18 protein-coding genes and 1 tRNA gene are annotated in these 19,890 nt (G+C 70.7%); 9 read left to right on the top strand and 10 right to left on the bottom strand.

What is annotated here, in order from left to right; all coding sequences use genetic code 11:
• The first annotated feature begins 138 nt into the window (after positions 1–138).
• From ACRYCC_RS11715 to ACRYCC_RS11705, 3 genes are all read left to right on the top strand, one after another.
• Complete coding sequence (locus ACRYCC_RS11715) at positions 139–1,539, top strand: cystathionine beta-synthase (RefSeq protein ID WP_433811153.1); 1,401 nt, start codon at positions 139–141, stop codon at positions 1,537–1,539.
• Positions 1,540–1,743: 204 nt separating this feature from the next.
• Positions 1,744–2,964, top strand: coding sequence for an acetyl-CoA C-acetyltransferase (locus ACRYCC_RS11710; RefSeq protein ID WP_433811151.1), 1,221 nt, complete (start codon positions 1,744–1,746; stop codon positions 2,962–2,964).
• 225 nt (positions 2,965–3,189) lie between these two features.
• The gene (locus tag ACRYCC_RS11705) at positions 3,190–3,417 is read left to right on the top strand and encodes a DUF4287 domain-containing protein (RefSeq protein ID WP_433811149.1); all 228 of its coding nucleotides are present in this window, start codon (positions 3,190–3,192) and stop codon (positions 3,415–3,417) included.
• A gap of 121 nt (positions 3,418–3,538) precedes the next feature.
• Here the strand turns inward: ACRYCC_RS11705 and ACRYCC_RS11700 are convergent, their stop codons facing one another.
• The 4 genes from ACRYCC_RS11700 to ACRYCC_RS11685 form a co-directional block, all read right to left on the bottom strand.
• On the bottom strand, positions 3,539–4,339 hold the full coding sequence (locus tag ACRYCC_RS11700) for a Bax inhibitor-1/YccA family protein (RefSeq protein ID WP_433811147.1): 801 nt from the start codon (positions 4,337–4,339) through the stop codon (positions 3,539–3,541).
• A gap of 88 nt (positions 4,340–4,427) precedes the next feature.
• Positions 4,428–4,501: transfer RNA gene (locus tag ACRYCC_RS11695), tRNA-Leu, on the bottom strand.
• A 201-nt stretch (positions 4,502–4,702) separates the two neighbouring features.
• A complete protein-coding gene (locus ACRYCC_RS11690; RefSeq protein ID WP_433811145.1) occupies positions 4,703–5,974 on the bottom strand; it encodes a class I SAM-dependent methyltransferase in 1,272 nt (423 codons plus the stop codon).
• Positions 5,975–5,994: 20 nt separating this feature from the next.
• Positions 5,995–7,332, bottom strand: a complete 1,338-nt coding sequence (locus ACRYCC_RS11685) for an NAD(P)/FAD-dependent oxidoreductase (RefSeq protein ID WP_433811143.1) — start codon at positions 7,330–7,332, stop codon at positions 5,995–5,997.
• 330 nt (positions 7,333–7,662) lie between these two features.
• Between ACRYCC_RS11685 and ACRYCC_RS11680 the strand changes: the two genes are divergently transcribed.
• Positions 7,663–8,328, top strand: coding sequence for a DUF4232 domain-containing protein (locus ACRYCC_RS11680; RefSeq protein ID WP_433811141.1), 666 nt, complete (start codon positions 7,663–7,665; stop codon positions 8,326–8,328).
• 1 nt (position 8,329) lies between these two features.
• On the opposite strand, the gene ACRYCC_RS11675 is transcribed toward ACRYCC_RS11680, so the two are convergent.
• The 5 genes from ACRYCC_RS11675 to eno form a co-directional block, all read right to left on the bottom strand.
• Complete coding sequence (locus ACRYCC_RS11675; RefSeq protein WP_433811139.1) at positions 8,330–9,160, bottom strand: uracil-DNA glycosylase; 831 nt, start codon at positions 9,158–9,160, stop codon at positions 8,330–8,332.
• Between the two features lie 8 nt (positions 9,161–9,168).
• Positions 9,169–10,086: a Ppx/GppA phosphatase family protein gene (locus tag ACRYCC_RS11670; protein ID WP_433811137.1), complete on the bottom strand. Its 918-nt coding sequence runs from the start codon at positions 10,084–10,086 to the stop codon at positions 9,169–9,171.
• Positions 10,083–10,535, bottom strand: a complete 453-nt coding sequence (locus ACRYCC_RS11665; RefSeq protein ID WP_433812153.1) for a DUF501 domain-containing protein — start codon at positions 10,533–10,535, stop codon at positions 10,083–10,085. The genes ACRYCC_RS11670 and ACRYCC_RS11665 overlap by 4 nt, the downstream gene beginning before the upstream one ends.
• Positions 10,536–10,665: 130 nt before the next feature.
• Positions 10,666–11,136, bottom strand: coding sequence for an FtsB family cell division protein (locus ACRYCC_RS11660; RefSeq protein WP_433811135.1), 471 nt, complete (start codon positions 11,134–11,136; stop codon positions 10,666–10,668).
• Between the two features lie 59 nt (positions 11,137–11,195).
• A complete protein-coding gene (gene eno, locus ACRYCC_RS11655; RefSeq protein WP_433811133.1) occupies positions 11,196–12,479 on the bottom strand; it encodes a phosphopyruvate hydratase in 1,284 nt (427 codons plus the stop codon).
• 249 nt (positions 12,480–12,728) lie between these two features.
• On the opposite strand from eno, the gene ACRYCC_RS11650 reads away from it, so the two are divergent.
• From ACRYCC_RS11650 to ACRYCC_RS11630, 5 genes are read left to right on the top strand one after another with little or no spacing between them, the layout of a single operon-like run.
• A complete protein-coding gene (locus tag ACRYCC_RS11650; protein WP_433811131.1) occupies positions 12,729–13,703 on the top strand; it encodes a sulfate ABC transporter substrate-binding protein in 975 nt (324 codons plus the stop codon).
• Between the two features lie 4 nt (positions 13,704–13,707).
• Positions 13,708–14,604, top strand: coding sequence for a sulfate ABC transporter permease subunit CysT (gene cysT, locus ACRYCC_RS11645; RefSeq protein ID WP_433811129.1), 897 nt, complete (start codon positions 13,708–13,710; stop codon positions 14,602–14,604).
• A complete protein-coding gene (locus tag ACRYCC_RS11640) occupies positions 14,597–15,385 on the top strand; it encodes a sulfate ABC transporter permease (RefSeq protein WP_433811127.1) in 789 nt (262 codons plus the stop codon). Before cysT ends, ACRYCC_RS11640 begins: the two co-directional genes overlap by 8 nt.
• The gene (locus ACRYCC_RS11635) at positions 15,385–16,356 is read left to right on the top strand and encodes a sulfate/molybdate ABC transporter ATP-binding protein (RefSeq protein ID WP_433811125.1); all 972 of its coding nucleotides are present in this window, start codon (positions 15,385–15,387) and stop codon (positions 16,354–16,356) included. The genes ACRYCC_RS11640 and ACRYCC_RS11635 overlap by 1 nt, the downstream gene beginning before the upstream one ends.
• Before the next feature lie 25 nt (positions 16,357–16,381).
• Positions 16,382–16,819, top strand: coding sequence for an RrF2 family transcriptional regulator (locus ACRYCC_RS11630; RefSeq protein ID WP_433811124.1), 438 nt, complete (start codon positions 16,382–16,384; stop codon positions 16,817–16,819).
• A gap of 701 nt (positions 16,820–17,520) precedes the next feature.
• Here ACRYCC_RS11630 and ACRYCC_RS11625 read toward each other — a convergent pair.
• Positions 17,521–19,854, bottom strand: a complete 2,334-nt coding sequence (locus ACRYCC_RS11625; RefSeq protein WP_433811122.1) for a transglycosylase domain-containing protein — start codon at positions 19,852–19,854, stop codon at positions 17,521–17,523.
• Positions 19,855–19,890 lie beyond the last annotated feature (36 nt).

Below are 19,890 nucleotides of genomic sequence, written 5' to 3'. Positions count from 1 at the left end.
CGAATTGGCCGACCGAACGGTCGGCTTCGTCCGAGAGATCGCGCACATCGGGCCGGAGGCGACGGCAGGTGTCCCTGTGCGGGCCCTGCCGCGAGGGGCCCGGAGTGCGTGAGCGTAATAGCCGACAAGGAAGTCCCTGTGCGCGTACACGACTCGCTGATTGAACTGATGGGCGACACGCCGCTGGTCCGGCTGCGCAGGGTGACCGGCCGGGGTGCCGGCGAAGGTCCCCAGGTGCTGGCGAAGGTCGAATATTTCAACCCCGGCGGCTCGGTGAAGGACCGCATCGCCGTACGCATGATCCAGGCCGCGGAGGCCTCGGGCGCGCTGCGGCCCGGCGGCACCATCGTGGAGCCAACCTCGGGCAACACCGGGGTGGGGCTGGCCATCGTGGCCCAGGAGAAGGGCTACCGCTGCGTCTTCGTCTGCCCGGACAAGGTCGCCGGCGACAAGATCAACGTGCTCCGGGCCTACGGCGCCGAGGTCGTGATCTGCCCGACCGCGGTCTCCCCGGACCACCCCGAGTCGTACTACTCGGTCTCCGACCGGCTGGCGGCCGAGATCCCGGGGGCCTGGAAGCCCGACCAGTACGCCAACCCGGAGAACCCGCGCTCGCACTACGCGTCCACCGGACCGGAGCTGTGGGAGCAGACCGAGGGGCGGATCACCCACTTCGTGGCGGGCATCGGCACGGGCGGCACGATCAGCGGCACCGGGCGCTACCTCAAGGAGGTGTCCGGCGGCCGGGTACAGATCATCGGGGCCGACCCCGAGGGCTCGGTCTACTCCGGCGGCAGCGGGCGGCCCTACCTCGTCGAGGGGGTCGGCGAGGACATCTGGCCGGCGACCTACGACCGCGACATCTGCGACCGCATCATCGCGGTCTCCGACAAGGACTCCTTCCTCATGACCCGGCGGCTGGCCCGGGAGGAGGCGATGCTGGTCGGCGGCTCGTGCGGCATGGCGGTGGTGGCGGCCCTGCGGGTGGCCGCGGACGCCGGCCCCGAAGACGTGATCGTCGTCCTGCTGCCCGACGGCGGCCGCGGCTACCTGTCGAAGATCTTCAACGACGAGTGGATGGCCGACTACGGCTTCCTGGCCCCGGCGTCCGAGGGCGCCCGCGTCGGCGAGGTGCTCTCCCGCAAGGGCGGCGGCCTCCCGGAGTTCGTGCACGTCCATCCCGAGGAGACGGTCGGCGCCGCGATCTCGCTGATGCGGGAGTACGAGGTCTCGCAGCTTCCCGTGATGAAGGAGGAGCCCCCGGTCATGGCCGCCGAGGTGGTCGGCTCCATCGTCGAGCGGGACCTGCTGGACGCCCTGGTGCACGGCCGGGCCCGGCTGGACGACGAGCTGGTCGATCACATGTCGCTGCCGCTGCCCATGATCGGCTCCGGCGAGCCGGTGACCAAGGCCGTGGAGGTGCTGGAGAAGGCCGGCGCGGCCGTGGTGCTGATCGACGGCAAACCGGCCGGCCTCGTCACCCGGCAGGATCTGCTGGCCTTCCTGGCCAGCGCCCAGGGCCTGCCCGGCCCGGCGTGACGCCCGCGCCCCGCCGGGGGCCGCGTGGGGGGCCGCGTGGGGGTGGTCACGGCAATGCGACCCGAGCACAGGGGCGCCCGGCCGGGGCTTGGCCGACCGATTTTCCGGGGAGGACCGACCCCGTGTGTGCGAAGCCGTCCCGAAAGGGTTAAGTTGCGGTGTACCCGTGAGTAACACCGGGACGCCGAGGAGAGAGAGTTCACCATGCCCGAGGCTGTCATTGTCGCGACCGCCCGTTCGCCGATCGGACGTGCGTTCAAGGGGTCGCTCAAGGAGCTGCGCCCCGACGATCTCACCGCTCAGATGGTCCGGACCGCGCTGGACAAGGTCCCGCAGCTCGACCCGACCACCATCGACGACCTGCTGCTCGGCTGCGGCCTGCCCGGCGGGGAGCAGGGCTACAACATGGCCCGCGTGGTGTCGGTGCTGCTCGGCCTGGACACGGTCCCCGGGGCGACGATCACCCGTTACTGTTCCTCCTCGCTGCAGACCACCCGGATGGCCCTGCACGCGATCAAGGCCGGCGAGGCCGACGTCATCGTCTCCGCCGGGGTGGAGATGGTCAGCCGGTTCGCCAAGGGCAGCAGCGACGGCCTGCCGGACACCAAGAACCCGGTGTTCGCGGACGCCGAAGGCCGCTCCAAGGCCCTGGAGGCCGGCGGCTCGGGCGTGTGGCACGACCCCCGTCAGGACGGCTCGGTGCCCGACGTCTACATCGCGATGGGCCAGACCGCCGAGAACGTCGCCGGGCTGCGCGGCGTCACCCGGCAGGCGCAGGACGAGTTCGGCGTACGGTCACAGAACCTCGCCGAGAAGGCCCTGGCCAACGGGTTCTTCGAGAAGGACATCACCCCGGCCACGCTGCCCGACGGCTCCGTCGTGGCCAAGGACGACGGCCCCCGGGCCGGGACCACCTACGACAAGGTGTCCCAGCTCCAGCCGGTCTTCCGCCCCGACGGCACCGTCACCGCCGGCAACTGCTGCCCGCTGAACGACGGCGCCGCCGCGGTGGTGATCATGTCCGACACCAGGGCCGCCGAACTGGGCATCACCCCGCTGGCCCGGATCGTGTCCACCGGAGTCACCGGCCTCTCTCCGGAGATCATGGGCCTGGGCCCGGTCGAGGCCTCCCGTAAGGCCCTGGCCAAGGCCGGCATGACCATCGACGACATCGACCTGGTCGAGATCAACGAGGCCTTCGCCGCGCAGGTGCTGCCGTCCGCCGAGGACCTGGGCATCGACATCGACAAGCTCAACGTCAACGGCGGCGCGATCGCGCTGGGCCACCCGTTCGGCATGACGGGTGCCCGGATCACCACCACCCTGATCAACAGCCTCCAGTTCCACGACAAGCAGTACGGGCTGGAGACCATGTGCGTGGGCGGCGGCCAGGGCATGGCCATGGTGCTCGAGCGCCTCAGCTGACCTCATCTCGACGGCCCGGGCGGCGCCACCGTGCGCCCGCCCGGGCCGTCGTGCTCTCCGGCGCGCTCGGCGCCGTCTCCGCGGCCGCGCCCTGGAGCACATATCAAGATCGTCTGGAAGACGGGAGCCGGTAACCTGTCAGATAGGTCGCCGTTATAGGGTTGTCACATCCCCAGACTTGTTGCACAGTCAGCAGGAAGAACGTACAGCGACCTGGAGGTGCCGATGTATCTAACCCACTCGCCGGAGCTGCACAAGAATCTGATCGCCCGCATTCCCACGGTCACAGGACGTGGACTCCCCGAGTGGTTCGAGGCCATCGAGAACGGTCCGTCCTTCCAGCGCTGCGACGAGCGGGCGAACTGGCTGGCGGACGAGCATGGCATCTCCCACGGATACGCCGCCGCCCTCGTCCAGGAGCACGGCCGGCACCGCCGCGAACACCGCTACTGACCCGGCCCAGGCCGCCGGTCTCCGGCGCGCCCTTCTCCGGCGCGCCCGCAACGCCCTCATACACCGGAACGCCCGGTCTCCGCCGAAGCGGAGACCGGGCGTCGGGCGTGTCGCGATCCGGTCAGTCTCTGCCGGAGAAGTACGACAACAGGCGCAGGATCTCCAGGTAGATCCAGACCAGGCTCAGCACCAGGCCGAAGGCGCAGTACCACGCGAACTTCTCGGGAGCGCCGTAGCGCACCCCCTTCTCGATCTCGTCGAAGTCCAGCAGCAGGAAGAAGCAGCCGATCAGGATGGCCACCGCGCTGAAGACGTAGGCGAGCGGGTTGCCCCCGTCCCGGATGCCGATGCCGTCCGCGTGGCCGAAGAGCTGCACCACGAGGTTGATGATCATCAGACCGACCAGGGCGAGCCCGGCGGCGCTGACGAACCTCACGAACTTGGGCGTGACCCGGATGATCTTTAGGGAGTGCACCGTCAGCATGGCCGCGAAGGCCAGCGCGGTGCCGATGACCGCCTGGAAGACGATCCCGTTGTAAATGTCGTTGTACGCATGACTGATGATCCCGACGGCGACGCCGTACACGGCCGCGAAGATCAGCACCAGCGGCGCGTTGGCCTTGCGCGCGAAGCTGATGTAAAGCCCGATGCCGAGCTCCGCCAGCACCGAGATGACCAGCACCGGCATGGCCAGGCTGGTCGGCACCAGGGTCCAGGCCAGGGCGGCGGTCAGCACCAGCATTCCCAGCGTGAGGAAGCCACGGACCACGACGTCGTCGAGCGTCATCGGCCGGGTGACCGGTGGCGCCGGCGGGGCGTAGGACGGTGCGTTGTACATGTTGTTCAGCTGCTGCGGGCTGGAGTTCTCCTGCAGCTGCCGCTGGAACGAATCGCCCCGGAAGGCGGGGTTCCTGCTCTCCATCGAAGCCTCCACACTCAGAGCGGTCTGATCAGTGTAGACGTCCGGCACGCCCGAATCGTTCCGTCCACACGAAATGCAGCACGCCCAGTGCCCCCGGTCGGACTCGAACCGACACCATTGACTCTTTTAGGGAGTCTGCCTCTGCCGTTGGGCTACGGGGGCAGCGTTAATCATACCGGTGCTTCGATAATGCCATGGCCACCCGGAAATACGGGATGATTCCATTCCTTATCGACGGCGACGGCCTACTGAATTCGCCCGATACCGCGAAAGAGGAGCATGTAACCCCAGGTCAGCGAGGTGGGGGAAATTTTACCGGTCACAGGAGATGCCTTTGTCGGGCACGACCGAAATAGGGTTGAATCACGAGGGCCACGCTGCGTCGCCGTCAGCGAAGACCTCTTCCACGGCGCCTTCCGGATCCCGGCGGACCACCGAAACCTCGTACATGCCGATACGCCCGGTTTCGCATGCCAGCGCCGACGCCGCGAGGTAGAGCAGCCACACCCGGGCCCGCCCCGGCGACGCCAGCCGCCCGCATTCCGCCCAGTTCCGCTGCAGCCCGGCGGCCCATGCCCGCAACGTCCTGGCGTACTGCTCCCGCAGCGGTGCGACGGTCCGTACCTCCAGGGCGGCCTCCTCGAGCCCCGCGACGATCTCACCGAGCGGGGACAGCTCCCCGTTCCGCGGGAAGACGTAGCTGGTGGTGAAGGTGCGGCGGGTGGAGTGCGGGCCGGAACGGCGGGTGAGCTGCTGGAGGAGCAGCCGCCCGCCCGGTCTGAGCAGCGAGTAGAGGTCTGCCGCCAGCAGCTCCGCCTGGTCGGTGCCGCTGAGCGCCACGATCGCGTCGTACTGCACGCCGCCCGCGGCCGTGTGGTCACCGGCCCGGATGTCGACCAGGTCGGTGAGCCCGGCGCGTCTCACCAGGTCTCGGGCATGCTCGGCCTGGGCGGGTGAGCGGGTGAGGCCGACCACCTGGGCACCGTGCTCGGCCGCCGCGTACAGCGCGAAGGCCCCCCAGCCGCAGGACAGGTCCAGGACCCGGGAGCCGGGCCCGAGGCCCAGGCGCCGGGCGATCGCCGCGTGAGCGGCCCGCTGGGCCTGCTCCAGGTCGTCCGTGTCGTCGTCCCAGCGGGCGCATTGGTAGGCCAGCGTGGGCCCTAGGACAGGGGCGAAGAAGGCGGCGCCCTCACCGAGCGGTCCCGGCTGCCGGGCGGCGGCGCCCGCCGCGCGCCCGAGGGGGAACTCCTCGGGCGGCGGCTTGGGCTCGGGCCCCACCGCGCCCAGGGTGACGGCGGTCCGGACGATCTCCCGCTTGTCGTCGCTGCTGAGCCGGATGGGCTGCTCTCCGCTGCGCATCACCTGCTGGACGGCCCCGAGCGCGGCGAAGATGTCGCCCTCGATGTCGAGCTCCCCGGCCACGTACGCGCGGGCCAGCCCCATCTCCCCCGGTTTCCACAGCAGCCGCCGCAGCGCGCGGCGGTGCCGGATCACGAAGGTCGGCGCGTCCGCCGGGCCGATGGAGCTGCCGTCCCAGGCCTGGATCCGGATCGGCAGCATGCCGTCCGAGCTCGCCGGGTTCAGCAGGATCCGCTCGGCCAGCGGTGCCAGCCGGGAGGCGACGCCGTCCTGCACCTGGTGTGCCTCCCGTTCTCTCAGTCCGCTTCCGTCCGCTGACCGGTGGCCAGCTCGAATTCCTCGCGGGGCCGTTGCAGCGTTCCGAGGGAAACGATCTCACGGCGGAAGAACAACGCGAGCGTCCAGTCCGCGACGACGCGTACCTTGCGGTTGAGCGTCGGCACCCGGGACAGATGGTAGGTGCGGTGCATGAACCATGCGGGGAACCCGCGTGTCTTCACGCCGTACACCTGGGCCACGCCCTTGTGCAGGCCGAGGCTCGCCACCGACCCGACGTAGGCGTGCCTGTACGGCTTGCGCGGCTTCCCCCGCAGGTCGGCGACGATGTTGTCGGCCAGGCGCCTGGCCTGGCGTACGGCGTGCTGGGCGTTGGGCGCGCAGAACTCGCCGGGCTTGGTGAGGTCGGGGACCGCCGCGTTGTCACCGGCGGTGTAGGCGTGCTCCGTCCCCTCGACGGTGAGCTCGGCGGTCGCCTTCAGCCGCCCCTTGTCGTCGACGGGCAGGTCGGACGCGCGGACGACCGGATGCGGTTTGACCCCGGCGGTCCACACCAGCGTGCCGGCCTCGAACGACTCGCCGTCGCTGAGCACGATGTGGCCGCTCTCCGCGGACTTCAGCATGGTGCCGAGCCGGATCTCGATGCCCCTCTTGCGGAGGGCGTCGACGGTCCAGGCGCCCATGTCCGGGCCGACCTCGGGCAGGATGCGGTCGCTGGCCTCGACCAGCACCCAGCGCATGTCCCCGGGCTGGATGCCGGGGTAGTACCGGATCGCGTCGTGGGCCATGTCCTCGAGCTCCGCGAGGGCCTCGACCCCCGCGTAGCCGCCGCCCACGAACACGAACGTGAGGGCCCGCCTGCGGATCTTCTCGTTGTCGTTGGAGGCGGCGATGTCGAGCCGGGCGAGCACGTGGTTGCGCAGGTAGATGGCCTCCGCCACGGTCTTGAAGCCGATGCCGCACTCCGCGAGCCCGGGAATGGGGAGCGTCCTGGAGATCGAGCCCGCGGCCACGACGATCAGGTCGTACGACAGGTCGCGGTAGGCGTCCGCGCCGGCCAGCCGGATCCGCGCCTGCCGCTGCTCGTGGTCGATGCGGACGGCCCGCCCGTTGAGGATCGTGACCCGGTCGAGCACCCGGCGCAGCGGTGCCACCACGTGCCGGGGCTCGAGGTTGCCCGCCGCGGCCTCGGGCAGGAAGGGCTGGTAGGTCATGAAGGACTGGGGGTCGACGACGGTGATCCGCACCTCGCCGCGCTTGAGCCGCCCGCGCAGTTTCCGCTGGAGCCGAAGCGCGGTGTACATGCCGACGTAGCCGCCACCGATGATCAAGATATGGGTGCTGCTGTTCTGGGGCATGCCAGAGCCGTACCCCGCCGGGCGGGCACGTCACCTCGGGTGAGCACCCTCACAGACCCCCAAGGATCACGCGTTCACTCAAGAAACTCCCATCCTTGAGCGAACCCGGACATCACCGTACGCATCTCACTTCACGTAACCAGGTGCGGGGGCAGGGCCAGACGGGGGCGCCAAGCGGGCCGACCGCTTGGCCTCGGCCCTGCCCCGGGGCCCTCGCGGTGATCTCCCGGACTCGACCCGACCCGGGTGACGGCCGCCCCAGGGCGTTACACGACACCACGACGCATCCCCGCACGGGGATTCACGCGTCACATCAGCAACAGGAGAACCATGAACCGCTTTGCGCTGGGCACGATCGCGGTCGCCGCGCTCGCCCTGACGGCCACCGGCTGTAAGGCCTCCGTCCACACCGGGGCCGGTGGCCCGGCGTCCGCGGCCCCGGTCACGGCCGGACCCACCGCGGGCACCCCCACCGGGACCGCTCCCGGCGGCACGGCCGGCGCAGGTGGCACCAGCGGCACCGGCGGCACGAGTGCCGCACCGGTGGCCGGTCAGCCCGCCGGCGGGGCCACGGGCATCGCCCGCTGCCACAGCGCCGGGCTGCACGCGGTGGTGACCGGCTACAACGCCGGCGCGGGCTCGCGCTTCGCCACGCTGCGGTTCACCAACGTCTCGGGGCACTCGTGCAAGGTACGGGGCTGGCCGGGCCTGGGCCTGGGCACCGCCTCCGAGGGATTCGGCGGCGCGGTGAGCCGGCAGGGCAGCCCGGCGACGTTCGTCATCCCGCCCGGCGGGCACGCCCACACCCTGCTGCGCTGGTCCGCGGTGCCCGCCGACGACGAGACCGGCGGCCCGGCCTGCCAGGGCGTGCCCACCGTCCTGCAGGTGATCCCGCCCGACGAGACCGTGCCGCTGGCCGCGCCCTGGAGCGGCGGCTCCGTCTGTCAGCACAACCGGCTCGAGACCACTCCCCTGACGGCCGGTCCCGGCGCCTGAGTCAGCCCGCTTCGCCGGCCCACCGGTCGGCTCTGGTGAACACGGCGTCGAGCATGTCCTCGGTGACCCTGCCGGTGAAGGTGTTCTGCTGGCTGGGGTGGTAGCACCCCAGCAGCAGTGTGGACGTCGCGCCCCGGGCGAGGACCACCTCGGCGCCGTGGCCGAACGGCGGCCGGGGCCTGGGCAGGGCGTATCCGGCCTGCCGGAGGGCCGGCCAGACGCCCTGCCAGGCGTAGCCCCCGAGCGCGACGATCACCCGCACGCTCGGTGCGACGTCCGCCAGCTCGCGCGCGAGCCAGGGGGCGCACGCGTCCCGCTCGGCCGGGGTCGGCTTGTTGTCCGGTGGCGCGCAGCGCACCGTGGCGACCATGCGGGTCCCGATGAGCCGCTGGCCGTCGCCCGCATGAGTGCTGGTGGCCTGCGTGGCGAGGCCGACCCGGTGCAGCGAGGCGTACAGCCAGTCCCCGGACCGGTCGCCGGTGAAGATCCGTCCGGTGCGGTTCCCGCCGTGCGCCGCCGGGGCCAGCCCGACGATGAGGATGCGCGGCCGCTCGTCGCCCCAGCCCGCGATGGGCCGGCCCCAGTAGGTCTCGTCCGCGTACGCCCGGCGCCGCTCGACCGCCACCTTCTCCCGCCAGGCGACCAGCCGCGGGCAGGCCCGGCACACCGACTGACGGGCGCACAGCTCCCCCAGTGACGGGGCGCCGGCGGCCAGAGCGGCCACCTCCGCCGGATCGTGCGCCACCGGGGTGCCGGGGCCGGCCGGATCGTCCGGCCACCCGGTACCGGGCGGCACGAAGGGGGCGTTCACCTCGTGTTCTGGCGCCGTCATGACCTGCGTCAGACCAGGGACCAGGCGATGCCGTCGAGGATGTCGTGCTCGCTGACGACCACCGCGCCGAAGTTGTACTCCCGCATGATCCGGTCGAGGATCAGCGCACCGGCGCCGATGACGTCGACGCGGCCGGGGTGCATGACCCCGATGGCGGCCCGCTCCGCGCGGGTGGAGTGCAGCAGCCTCCTGGTCACCCCGTGCACCCGCTCCGCGGTGATCCGGGACAGGTGGATGCGCGCGGGGTCGTACTCGGGCAGGTCGAGCGCCATGCCGGCCACCGTGGTGACCGAGCCGGCCAGCCCGACCAGGGTCCGGGCCTCGTCCACGGGGACGGTCTCCCGCACCTTCGCCAGGGCGGCGTCGATGTCGGCGACCGCGGCGGCGAACTGGTCGGGGGTGGGCGGGTCGCTCTGCAGGTGGCGTTCGGTCATCCGCACGCAGCCGATGTCGACGGACTTGGCCGCCTGGACGTGGGAACTGCCGACCACGAACTCGGTGGATCCGCCGCCGATGTCGACCACGAGGTACGGGCGGAGCGGGCGCAGCTCGACGAGGTCCTTGGTCACGCCGACGAAGGACAGCTCGGCCTCCTCATGGCCGCTCACCACCTCGGGCACGACTCCGAAGATCTCCACGACCCCGCTCACGAAGTCGGCCCGGTTGCCGGCGTCCCGGGTGGCGCTGGTGGCCACCACCCGGACCTTGTCGGCCCCGTGGTCGACGATGAGCTTGGCGTAGCCGCGCATGGCCGCGAAGGTGCGCTCCAGCGCCTCGGGGGCCAGCATCCCGGTCTGGTCCACTCCCTGGCCGAGCCGGACGATCTCCATCCGGCGCTCGACGTCGACCAGCTTTCCGTCGCCGATATCGGCGATCAGCAGGCGGACCGAGTTGGTCCCACAGTCGATGGCGGCGACCCTCGTCACGGGCTCTCCTCGGGGGTGTCAACACAGGGACCACCGCGCCACCACTCGGGCAGCGCGTCGAGCGCCTCACGGCCGAACGGGTTCGTCCCCGGGACCGCGAGTTCGTGTGCGACGAGCGCGTGCAGGCACTTGACCCGCTCGGGCATGCCGCCGGCGCTCTGGGTGCCGGGTGGCAGCGGCTCCACGCCCTCGTCGCGGGCGGCGCCGTCCCTGCGGTCCAGGTAGTCCTGGTGGGCCGCGGCGTACTTCGCGGCGAGCGAGGGATCGACCGTCAGCCGGGCGGTCATCTCCCGCATCAGCCCGCTCGCCTCGAGGGTGCCGATCGCCGATGCCGCCCGGGGGCAGGTCAGGTAGAACAGGGTCGGGAAGGGGGTGCCGTCCGGCAGCCGGGGAGCGGTCTCGACGACGTCCGGCAGCCCGCACGGGCAGCGGTGCGCCACCGCCCGCATGCCGCGTGGCCTCCGGCCCAGCTGGGCGGCGATCGCCGCCGCATCGCTGTCGTCGATCAACCGTGCCCCTTCTCGTCGAACCGGCCGCGCCGGCGCTTACCGCTGGTCTCCGAAGACGCCCCCTGGGGCGCTAACGGCCGCCGTCGGCCGCCTCCACCGACCGCCACAGCGTGGTGTACCACGGCGGCGTGCGCCGTGGGCCGTCCGGCTGGGCCGTCTGCCTGTTACCCCCGCTGCCGTCGAGGACGACGAAGCACTTCTCACCCGGCATGCAGTAGTGCAGCCGCCGCCGGGCCTCCCGTTTAATGTACGACTCATCGCCGAGGCGATGCTCCCGGAGCGCGAGTTCCTCCACCAGCTTCTGGTTGACCCGCTCCTGCTGGCGCAGTGCGGCGATCTCCCGGCGCTGGGCGATGTACTCGCGGACAGGGTAGGCCAGGCTCAGCGCGATCGCGCACATGACGATGGCCAGGATCGCCGCCCGGCTGGTCAGATGGCCCTTCTTCGACTCCGGCCGCGCGGCCCGGGGCGGCTGCGGCGACGGCCTTCCCCGCGGCTCGGGAGCGCGGTCCGCGCTCCCCCGAGTCCTCGCTTCGGCCATCGCCGCGCCCTTCGTCCGTCGTGGTGCCGGCCGGGTGGGCCGGCATGGTGCCGGCCGGGTCAGCCGTCCCAGCGGAACCGCGGGAAGGCACCGTTCCCGGCGTAACGGGCGGCGTCCCCCAGCAGTTCCTCGATGCGCAGCAGCTGGTTGTACTTCGCCACCCGGTCGCTGCGGGCCGGCGCACCGGTCTTGATCTGGCCGCAGTCGGTGGCGACCGCGAGGTCCGCGATGGTGGTGTCCTCGGTCTCGCCGGACCGGTGGCTCATCATGCACCGGTAGCCGCCACGATGGGCCAGCGCGACCGCGTCGAGCGTCTCGGTGAGGGTGCCGATCTGGTTGACCTTGACCAGCAGGGCGTTGGCGGTGCCGGTCTCGACGCCGCGGGCCAGGCGCTCGGGGTTGGTGACGAACAGGTCGTCGCCGACGATCTGCACCCGGTCGCCGATCGCGTCGGTGAGCGCCTTCCAGCCGGCCCAGTCCTCCTCGTCCAGCGGGTCCTCGATGGACACCAGCGGGTAGGCGCCGATCAGGTCGGTGTAGTACGCCGTCAGCTCCTCGGAGCCGAGCTTCTGGCCCTCGAAGGCGTAGGCGCCGTCGGAGTGGAACTCGGTCGCGGCGACGTCCAGGGCGAGGGCGATGTCCCGGCCGGGGGTGAAGCCCGCCTTCTGGATCGCCTCCAGGATCAGGTCGAGGGCCTCGCGGTTGCTGGGCAGTTCGGGGGCGAAGCCGCCCTCGTCACCCAGCCCGGTGTTGAGTCCCTTGCTCTTCAGCACGGACTTGAGCGCGTGGTAGGTCTCGGCGCCCCAGCGGAGGCCCTCCTTGAACGTGGCCGCGCCGATCGGCGCGATCATGAACTCCTGGATGTCGACGTTGGTGTCCGCGTGCGCGCCACCGTTGAGGATGTTCAGCATGGGCACCGGCAGCAGGTGCGCGTTCGGGCCGCCGACATAGCGGAAGAGCGGGAGGCCGGCCGACTTGGCCGCGGCCTTGGCGACCGCGAGGCTCACCCCGAGGATCGCGTTCGCGCCGAGCTGCGACTTGTCGGGGGTGCCGTCGAGGTCGATCATCGTCTGGTCGATGAGCCGCTGGTCGTCGGCGTCGAAACCGACGATGTGCTCGTCGATCCGGTCGTTGACCGCGGCGACGGCCTGCTGCACGCCCTTGCCGCCGTAGCGCTCCCCGCCGTCGCGCAGTTCGACGGCTTCGAACTGGCCGGTGGACGCGCCACTGGGAACCGCGGCCTGCGCCTGGGTCCCGTCGTCGAGAAAGGCCTCGACCTCGACTGTGGGGTTGCCACGGGAGTCCAGGATCTCCCGGGCGTAAACGGCGTCGATCGACGGCACGAGTGCTCCTTGAGGCGATGGGTGTTTCGTCCCCCGAGCCTACTGGGCCCGGTGCGGGGGCGGGCACCTGGCGCGCCGCCCGGCACCTCCCCGCTGTTACAGAACCGTGTCCGGCGGGGCCCAGGTTCCGAGTTGACGGTAAAATCCCTACCTGGTCTACTTTTCTTACCGAATAGGTCGAAAATATGGAGTAGGACCATGGGCCGCAGAGCCAGAGGCATCGCCGCGATCACAGCGCTGGGAATCGGTATGTCCGCACTGGCAGCGTGCGGCGGGAGCGACTCCACGGGCACCGGGGGCGGCGGCAAGAAGGTCCAGTTGGCCCTGGTGGCCTACTCGACCCCGCAGGCCGCGTACCAGAAGATCATCAAGGCCTTCCAGGCCACGCCGGAGGGCAAGAACGTCACCTTCACCCAGTCGTACGGCGCGTCCGGGGACCAGAGCCGGGCGGTCGAGTCCGGCCTGAAGGCGGACCTCGTCGCCTTCTCCCTGGAGACCGACATCACCCGGCTGACCAAGGCCGGCCTGGTCGCCGAGGACTGGAACAAGAACCCGACCAAGGGCATGGTCACCGACTCCGTGGCGGTCATCGGGACCCGTAAGGGCAACCCCAAGGGTCTCAAGACCTGGGACGACCTGACCAAGCCCGGCATCCAGGTGATCACGCCCAACCCGTTCACCTCGGGTGGCGCGCGCTGGAACATCCTGGCCGGTTACGGGGCCAAGTCTGCCAAGAACACCGACAAGGCCGCGGGAGTGGCGTTCCTCGACTCGCTGCTCAAGAACGTGCCGGTCCAGGACGACAGCGGACGCAAGTCGCTGCAGACCTTCGCCGGCGGCAAGGGCGACGCGATCATCACCTACGAGAACGAGGCGATCTTCGCTCAGCAGAACAACCAGGCGCTGGACTACACGGTGCCGGACTCGACGATCCTCATCGAGAACCCGGTCGCGGTGACCAAGAACAGCGCGCACCCGGCCGAGGCCAAGGCCTTCCTGACGTTCCTGCACTCGCAGGCGGGGCAGAAGATCTTCGTCGAGAACGGTTACCGGCCGGTCGAGCAGGGCGTGCCGGGCGCGGAGAAGTTCCCCAAGCCCGCCGGGCTGTTCACCATCCAGGACCTCGGCGGCTGGACGAAGGTGACCAAGGACTTCTTCGACCCGCAGGCCGGCATCGTGACCGGCATCGAGAAGAAGCTCGGTGTCACCACGGAGAAGAAGTAGCCGGGTGTCCGCCGACACTGACGCGGTGGCCTCCGCCGGAGCCGGCACTCCGCCCGGTCCGGCGGGGGCCGGCCTGGTGCCGGGCCGGCCCCGGCCGCACCGGCCGTCCGGGCTCCCCCGTGGCGCGGGCGGCACCGCCCTCGGGCTGGGCACCTCGCTGATCTTCCTGAGTCTGATCGTGCTGATCCCGCTCGCGGCCGTGGTGTGGAAGTCCGCCGAGCACGGGCCCGGTTACTTCTGGGACGCGATCACCACGCCGGACGCCTGGGCGGCGCTGAAGCTCACGATCGGCGCCTCGGTGATCGTGGCCCTGGTGAACCTGGTGATGGGCACTCTCATCGCCTGGGTCCTGGTGCGCGACAACTTCCCCGGCAAGGCGGTCGTGGACACGCTGATCGACCTGCCCTTCGCGCTGCCCACCATCGTCGCGGGCCTGGTCCTGCTGGCGCTGTACGGCAGCGACAGCCCGCTGGGGATCAGCCTCGCCTACAGCCGGGCGGGCGTGGTGGTGGCCCTGCTGTTCGTCACCCTGCCGTTCGTGGTCCGCACGGTCCAGCCGGTCCTGCTGGAACTCGACCGGGACATGGAGCAGGCCGCGGCCTCGCTGGGCGCCCGGCCGTTCGTGATCTTCCGGCGGATCATCCTGCCGAACCTGCTGCCGGCCATGCTCTCGGGCACCGCGCTGGCCTTCACCCGGGCGATCGCCGAGTTCGGCTCGACCGTGCTGATCTCCGGCAACCTGCCGTTCAAGACGCAGGTCGCCGCGGTGCACATCTTCAGCCAGCTCGAGGGCGACAACGCGACGGGCGCGGCGGCCGTGTCCACCGTGCTGCTCGTGGTCGCGCTCGTGGTGCTGGTCTCGCTCGACTTCCTCCAGCGCTGGGGGGCCCGTCGTGGCTAGGTACGGACTGCGCGCGGTCGCGCTGATCTACCTGCTCTTCCTGCTGGTGCTGCCGGTGGCCCTGATCGGCTGGCGTACGTTCGAGCACGGCGTGGGCCCCTTCTTCGACGCGCTGAGCACCCCGTCGGCCCTGCACGCGTTCAAGGTGACCTTCATCGTGGCGCTGTGGGCCGTGGCCCTCAACACGGTGTTCGGCATCGGCACCGCGCTGCTGCTCGTCCGCCACCGCTTCCCCGGCAAGAGGCTGCTGAACGCCCTGATCGACCTGCCGCTGGCGGTCTCGCCCGTGGTCGTGGGCCTGGCCCTCATCCTGATCTACGGCAGGTTCGCGTCGGTCGGGGGCTGGCTCGAGGACCAGGGCATCCAGGTGATCTTCTCCACTCCCGGGATGGTCCTGGCCACCGTGTTCGTGTCGCTGCCCCTCGTGGTGCGGGCGATCGTGCCCGTGCTCGAGGAGATGGGCGACGAGCAGGAGCAGGCCGCGCACACCCTGGGGGCCGGCGGCTGGCAGACCTTCCGCCGCATCACCATCCCGGGCATCCGGTGGGCGCTCGCGTACGGCGTCATCCTGTGCCTGGCCCGGGCCCTCGGCGAGTACGGCGCGGTGGCGGTCGTCTCCGGGCGGCTGGTGGACCAGACCCAGACGCTCACCCTGTTCGTCGAGGAACGCTTCCAGAACTTCGACCAGCCGGCCGCCTTCGCGGCCGCCACGGCACTGGCGCTGATCGCGATCGTCTCCTTGCTGCTGACCAAACTGTTCCGTCCGAAGGGCGAAGACTGATGGCCATCGAAGTCCGCGACATCAACAAGGCCTTCGGTTCGACCCCGGTGCTGAAGGACGTGTCGATCGACGTGACCTCCGGCTCGCTGACGGCCCTGCTGGGCCCCAGCGGCGGCGGGAAGTCGACCCTGCTGCGCGTCATCGCGGGCCTGGAACAGCCCGACTCGGGCACCGTGCTGATCTCCGGGGTGGACGCCACCCGGCTGTCCCCGCAGCGGCGCAACGTCGGGTTCGTCTTCCAGCACTACGCGGCGTTCAAGCACATGACCGTCTTCGACAACGTGGCCTTCGGCCTGCAGATCCGCAAGCGGCCCAAGGACCAGATCCGCACGCGGGTCCACGAACTGCTGGAGCTGGTGCACCTGGACCAGTTCGCCAAGCGGTACCCCGCGCAGCTGTCCGGCGGCCAGCGCCAGCGCATGGCACTGGCCCGTGCCCTGGCCGTGGAGCCGGAGGTGCTGCTGCTCGACGAGCCGTTCGGCGCGCTGGACGCCCAGGTCCGCAAGGAGCTGCGGGCGTGGCTGCGCCGGCTGCACGACGAGGTCCACGTGACCACCGTCTTCGTCACCCACGACCAGGAGGAGGCCATCGAGGTCGCCGACACGATCGTGCTGCTGGCGGGCGGCGAGGTGGTGCAGTCCGGCAGCCCGCACGAGATCTACGACAACCCCGCCAACCCGTTCGTGATGCGCTTCCTCGGTCCCGTCACCGAGATCGACGGGCAGCTCGTCCGGCCGCACGACATCGAGCTGACGACCACGGCGGAGCCGGGCACCGAGCCGGCCACCGTCCAGCGCGTCGTACGCCTCGGTTTCGAGGTCCGGGTCGAGATGCGCCTGGCCTCTGATTCGGGTGACCATGACGCGTGGGCGCAGGTCACCCGCGGGCTCGCCGAACGGCTCGACCTCGAGCCCGGCGGCACCGTGCACATCCGGCCCAGCCCGGGAGCGCGGTCCCTGGCGGCGAAGTAGGAGGTCCGGCCCTGGGGAAGTGACCTTGCACATCACAGCACGAACCGACTATGCCCTGCGCGCCATGCTCGCGCTGGCGGCGGCCGAACCCGACACCATCACCGCCGGGGCGCTGGCGACCGGGCATCACATGCCGCTGACATTTCTGAAGACCATTCTGAGCGAACTGCGCCGGGCCGATCTGATATTCAGTCAGCGGGGGCCCGACCGCGGATACCGGCTGACCAGACCCGCCGCCGACATCTCGGTGGGCGAGGTCATCCGGGTCGTCGACGGGTCGCTGACCGAGGTACGCGGCGAACCGGCACAGGACGCCGCCTACGATGGCGCGGCCGCCCATCTCCAGCAGGTGTGGCTGGCCGCGGACACGGCGCTGCTCAGCGTCGTGGACGGGGTCACCCTCGCCGACATCGTCGCCGGAAGGCTGCCCGACCATGTCCGGGGCCTCATGCCCGAGGACTGAGCCGGCCCCCTGGACCTCACCGTGAACGATTTCGGACAAAAGGCTAATATCGCCATTTTTTGTCCAGTGATCAGATTTCCGACGAAATGGCGGTAACTGCACGGAGACATCCACCCCCGTTTCGGCTATGAGGCGTCATGTCGGCGGGTGTCAATTTCAAGGTAGCGCAAAGAACGGCATTTAGCCGGTTTTTAGAAGATTGCCTTCGGGAATAGCCGCCCAGGGTGGGACGTAGCGCGCTAAGAACCATTTATGTCCCGCTATGAACGAATTCCGCCATAACGGTTCCGTTCTCCAGGGGGGTACACCATGAATGTTCCGAGGTCCCTCGCACTGACCCTGTCCGGCCTGGCACTGGCCGCCGGAAGCGTCCTCGCGGCCGGCACGTCCGCCCAGGCCGGCGTGACCGCGGCCGCCGCTGCCGCCACGACCAGTGTGTCGCAGACCGTGTCGACCGTTCGCCCCTGCCGCGGCCACCACTGCCGTCACCGCCACCACCGGTACCGTCACCACAGGCACCACCGCCACCACCGTCACCACAGGCACCACCGTCACCACCGGCACCACGGCCACCACCACGGCCACCACCACGGGCACCACCACGGCCGCCACTGAGGCATGACGGCGGAGGTCGACACCGTGTGAGCACGACCACCCGGCGGGCGGTGTTCCGGCCACCGGGTGGTCGTGTGCTCCCGCCGTCAGTGGCGGGGAAGGCCGGGCGGCGGCTTCAGCGGAAGGCCGGCCAGGGGCTTGGCGCTCTTGCCCTTGCTCACGTACACGGTGACCGCCTTGCCGGGCTGCACGGCCGAGCCCGCACCGGGACTCGTGCCGATCACAATGCCCTTGGGGTACTTGTCGGACGCGGCGGAGGCGAGCCGGACGCGGAGACCGGCGGACCGCAGCACCCGCACCGCCTGGGCGGCCTTCATCCCGCGGACATCGGGGATCTTGAGATCGTCCTCACCGGAGCCCTTGCTGAAGTAGTGCCGGGGTGGCGAGTGGAAACCGCGCTCGGGCGTGCCGGAGAGCGCCGCCCTCATCGTGTCGTGCCAGATCGGCGCCGGGATGGTGGCGCCGAAGACCGCGCCGTAGCACTCCCCGTCCATGCAGAGATCGCCCATCGGATGGCCGAAGCCGCCCCGGGGGTCCCCCATCCACACGGCCGACGCCAGATCCGGGGTGTACCCGGCGAACCAGGCCGCCGAGAAGTCGTCCACGGTGCCCGTCTTGCCCGCCGCGGGCCGCCCGATCCCCAGGCCGCTGGCGGTGCCCTTCGTCAGCACGCCGCGCAGCACGTGGGTGACGGCGTCGGCGACGCCCTTTCCGATGGCCTGCCGACAGTTCGCGCTGGGCACCGCGACCGGCTTGCCCGCCGCGTCGGTGATGCTCCTGATCGCGATGGGCTCGCAGTAGCGGCCGCGTGCGCCGAAGGCCGCGTAGGCCGCCGCCATCCGGGTCGGGGACACCGGGTTGAAGCCGAGCGTGAACGACGGGAACTGCTCCAGCGGCTTGCCGTTGCCCTGCCGCATGCCGAGCCGTTCGGCCATCTTGGCGGTGTCGCAGAGCCCGACCTTGCGCTCCAGCCCGAGGAAGAAGGTGTTCACCGAGTGCCAGGTGCCGGTCACCAGGCTGAACGAACGCCCGCCCTCGCCGTCCGAGGAGTTGTGCAGCGTCCTGGTGTCACCGACCCGCTGGCCCTTGCAGTTGCGGTAGCCGGTGGGGGTGAATCCCGTGGGCGCGTTCAGCCGGGTGCCGAACGGCAGACCCTCGTCGAGCGCCGCCGCCAGGGTGAAGACCTTGAAGGTCGATCCGGCCGGCATGCCGATACTGGCGCCGTGGTCGGCGTCGGCGGCGAAGTTGATCCAAGTCTTGCCGCGTTCCCGGTTCGGGCCCAGCAGTCGGTCGACGGCCATGCCCTTGATCTCCCCTGTGCCGGGCTCGACCAGCGTCTCGGCGGCGGCCTTGTGCGCGGAGTTGCGGGCGGGGACATGCCGGTCTATCGCGCGCTGCGCGGCCCGCTGCACCTTCCAGTCCAGGGTGGTCTGGATGGTCAGCCCGCCGCGCTGCAGCAGTCTCTTGCGCGCCTCCGGCGTGCGCCCGAAGACCGGGTTGGTGAGGATCTCCCGCTGTACGTAGTCGCAGAAGAACGGGGCCTTGCTGGTGACGCAGCCGTTCGCGGTCTGATTGATCTTCAGGACCAGCGGCTGCCGGCCGGCGGCGGCCGCCTCCGCCTGGGTGATCCAGCCCAGCTCCGCCATCCGCTCCAGTACGACGTCGCGGCGGGCCCGGCCGGCGACCGGGTGCAGGTGCGGGTTGTAGGCGAACGGGTTGCGGACGATCCCGGCCAGCGTGGCGCTCTCGCCGAGGTTCAGCTTCGCGGCGGACTTGGAGAAGTAGTGCCTGGCGGCCGCCTCGATGCCGTACGCGCCGTCGCCGAAGTAGGCGATATTGAGGTAGCGGCGGAGGATCTCGTCCTTGGACAGCTGCCGCTCCAGCGCCACGGCGAAGCGCAGTTCACGCAGCTTGCGGGCCGGGGTGACCGCCAGCGCGGCCTGCCGTTCCTGCGTGGTCTCGGCGGTCTCGGCCAGCATGTTCTTGACGTACTGCTGGGTGATGCCCGAGCCCCCCTGGGTTCCCGTCCCGGGCTGGAGGTTGTTCAGCAGGGCCCGGACGGTGCCGCGGGAGTCGAGGGCGCCGTGCTCGTAGAACCGGCTGTCCTCGATCGCCAGGATGGACCGGCGGGCGACCGGCGCCACCTGGGCGAGCTTGACGTCGATCCGGTTCTCGAAGTAGAAGGTCGCGATCGTGGAGCCGTCGGTGGCCAGGATCCGCGAGCGCTGCGCCAGCTCCGGGGTCCGCAGGTCGTCGGGGACCTTCTGGAACCAGCTCGCGGTGTCCCGGGCCCCCACCCCCGCCGTGCACGCCATGGGCAGGATCAGCATCGCCACCAGCAGGCCGGCGAGCACGCCCAGCCCGGCGAGTCGCCGGATGGCGTAGGCTGCGCCACCTTTCCGGCGGCCCCGTGAGGACACGGGGCCAGCGTAGACGGACAGATGCCGCAGGACTAC

The sequence above is a fragment of the Actinomadura scrupuli genome (assembly GCF_050971785.1).
Taxonomy (GTDB): Bacteria; Actinomycetota; Actinomycetes; order Streptosporangiales; family Streptosporangiaceae; genus Actinomadura_E; species Actinomadura_E scrupuli.
This window is presented reverse-complemented; position numbering and strand designations above follow the sequence as displayed.

Excerpts from the sequence above, each read along its gene's own strand:
- ACRYCC_RS11710 (WP_433811151.1), top strand. The coding sequence starts at position 1,744 with ATGCCCGAGGCTGTCATTGTCGCGACCGCCCGTTCGCCGATCGGACGT.
- ACRYCC_RS11705 (WP_433811149.1), top strand. The coding sequence starts at position 3,190 with ATGTATCTAACCCACTCGCCGGAGCTGCACAAGAATCTGATCGCCCGC.
- ACRYCC_RS11700 (WP_433811147.1), bottom strand. The coding sequence starts at position 4,339 with ATGGAGAGCAGGAACCCCGCCTTCCGGGGCGATTCGTTCCAGCGGCAG.
- ACRYCC_RS11685 (WP_433811143.1), bottom strand. The coding sequence starts at position 7,332 with ATGCCCCAGAACAGCAGCACCCATATCTTGATCATCGGTGGCGGCTAC.
- ACRYCC_RS11680 (WP_433811141.1), top strand. The coding sequence starts at position 7,663 with ATGAACCGCTTTGCGCTGGGCACGATCGCGGTCGCCGCGCTCGCCCTG.
- ACRYCC_RS11675 (WP_433811139.1), bottom strand. The coding sequence starts at position 9,160 with ATGACGGCGCCAGAACACGAGGTGAACGCCCCCTTCGTGCCGCCCGGT.
- ACRYCC_RS11665 (WP_433812153.1), bottom strand. The coding sequence starts at position 10,535 with ATGCGGGCGGTGGCGCACCGCTGCCCGTGCGGGCTGCCGGACGTCGTC.
- ACRYCC_RS11660 (WP_433811135.1), bottom strand. The coding sequence starts at position 11,136 with ATGGCCGAAGCGAGGACTCGGGGGAGCGCGGACCGCGCTCCCGAGCCG.
- ACRYCC_RS11650 (WP_433811131.1), top strand. The coding sequence starts at position 12,729 with ATGTCCGCACTGGCAGCGTGCGGCGGGAGCGACTCCACGGGCACCGGG.
- ACRYCC_RS11635 (WP_433811125.1), top strand. The coding sequence starts at position 15,385 with ATGGCCATCGAAGTCCGCGACATCAACAAGGCCTTCGGTTCGACCCCG.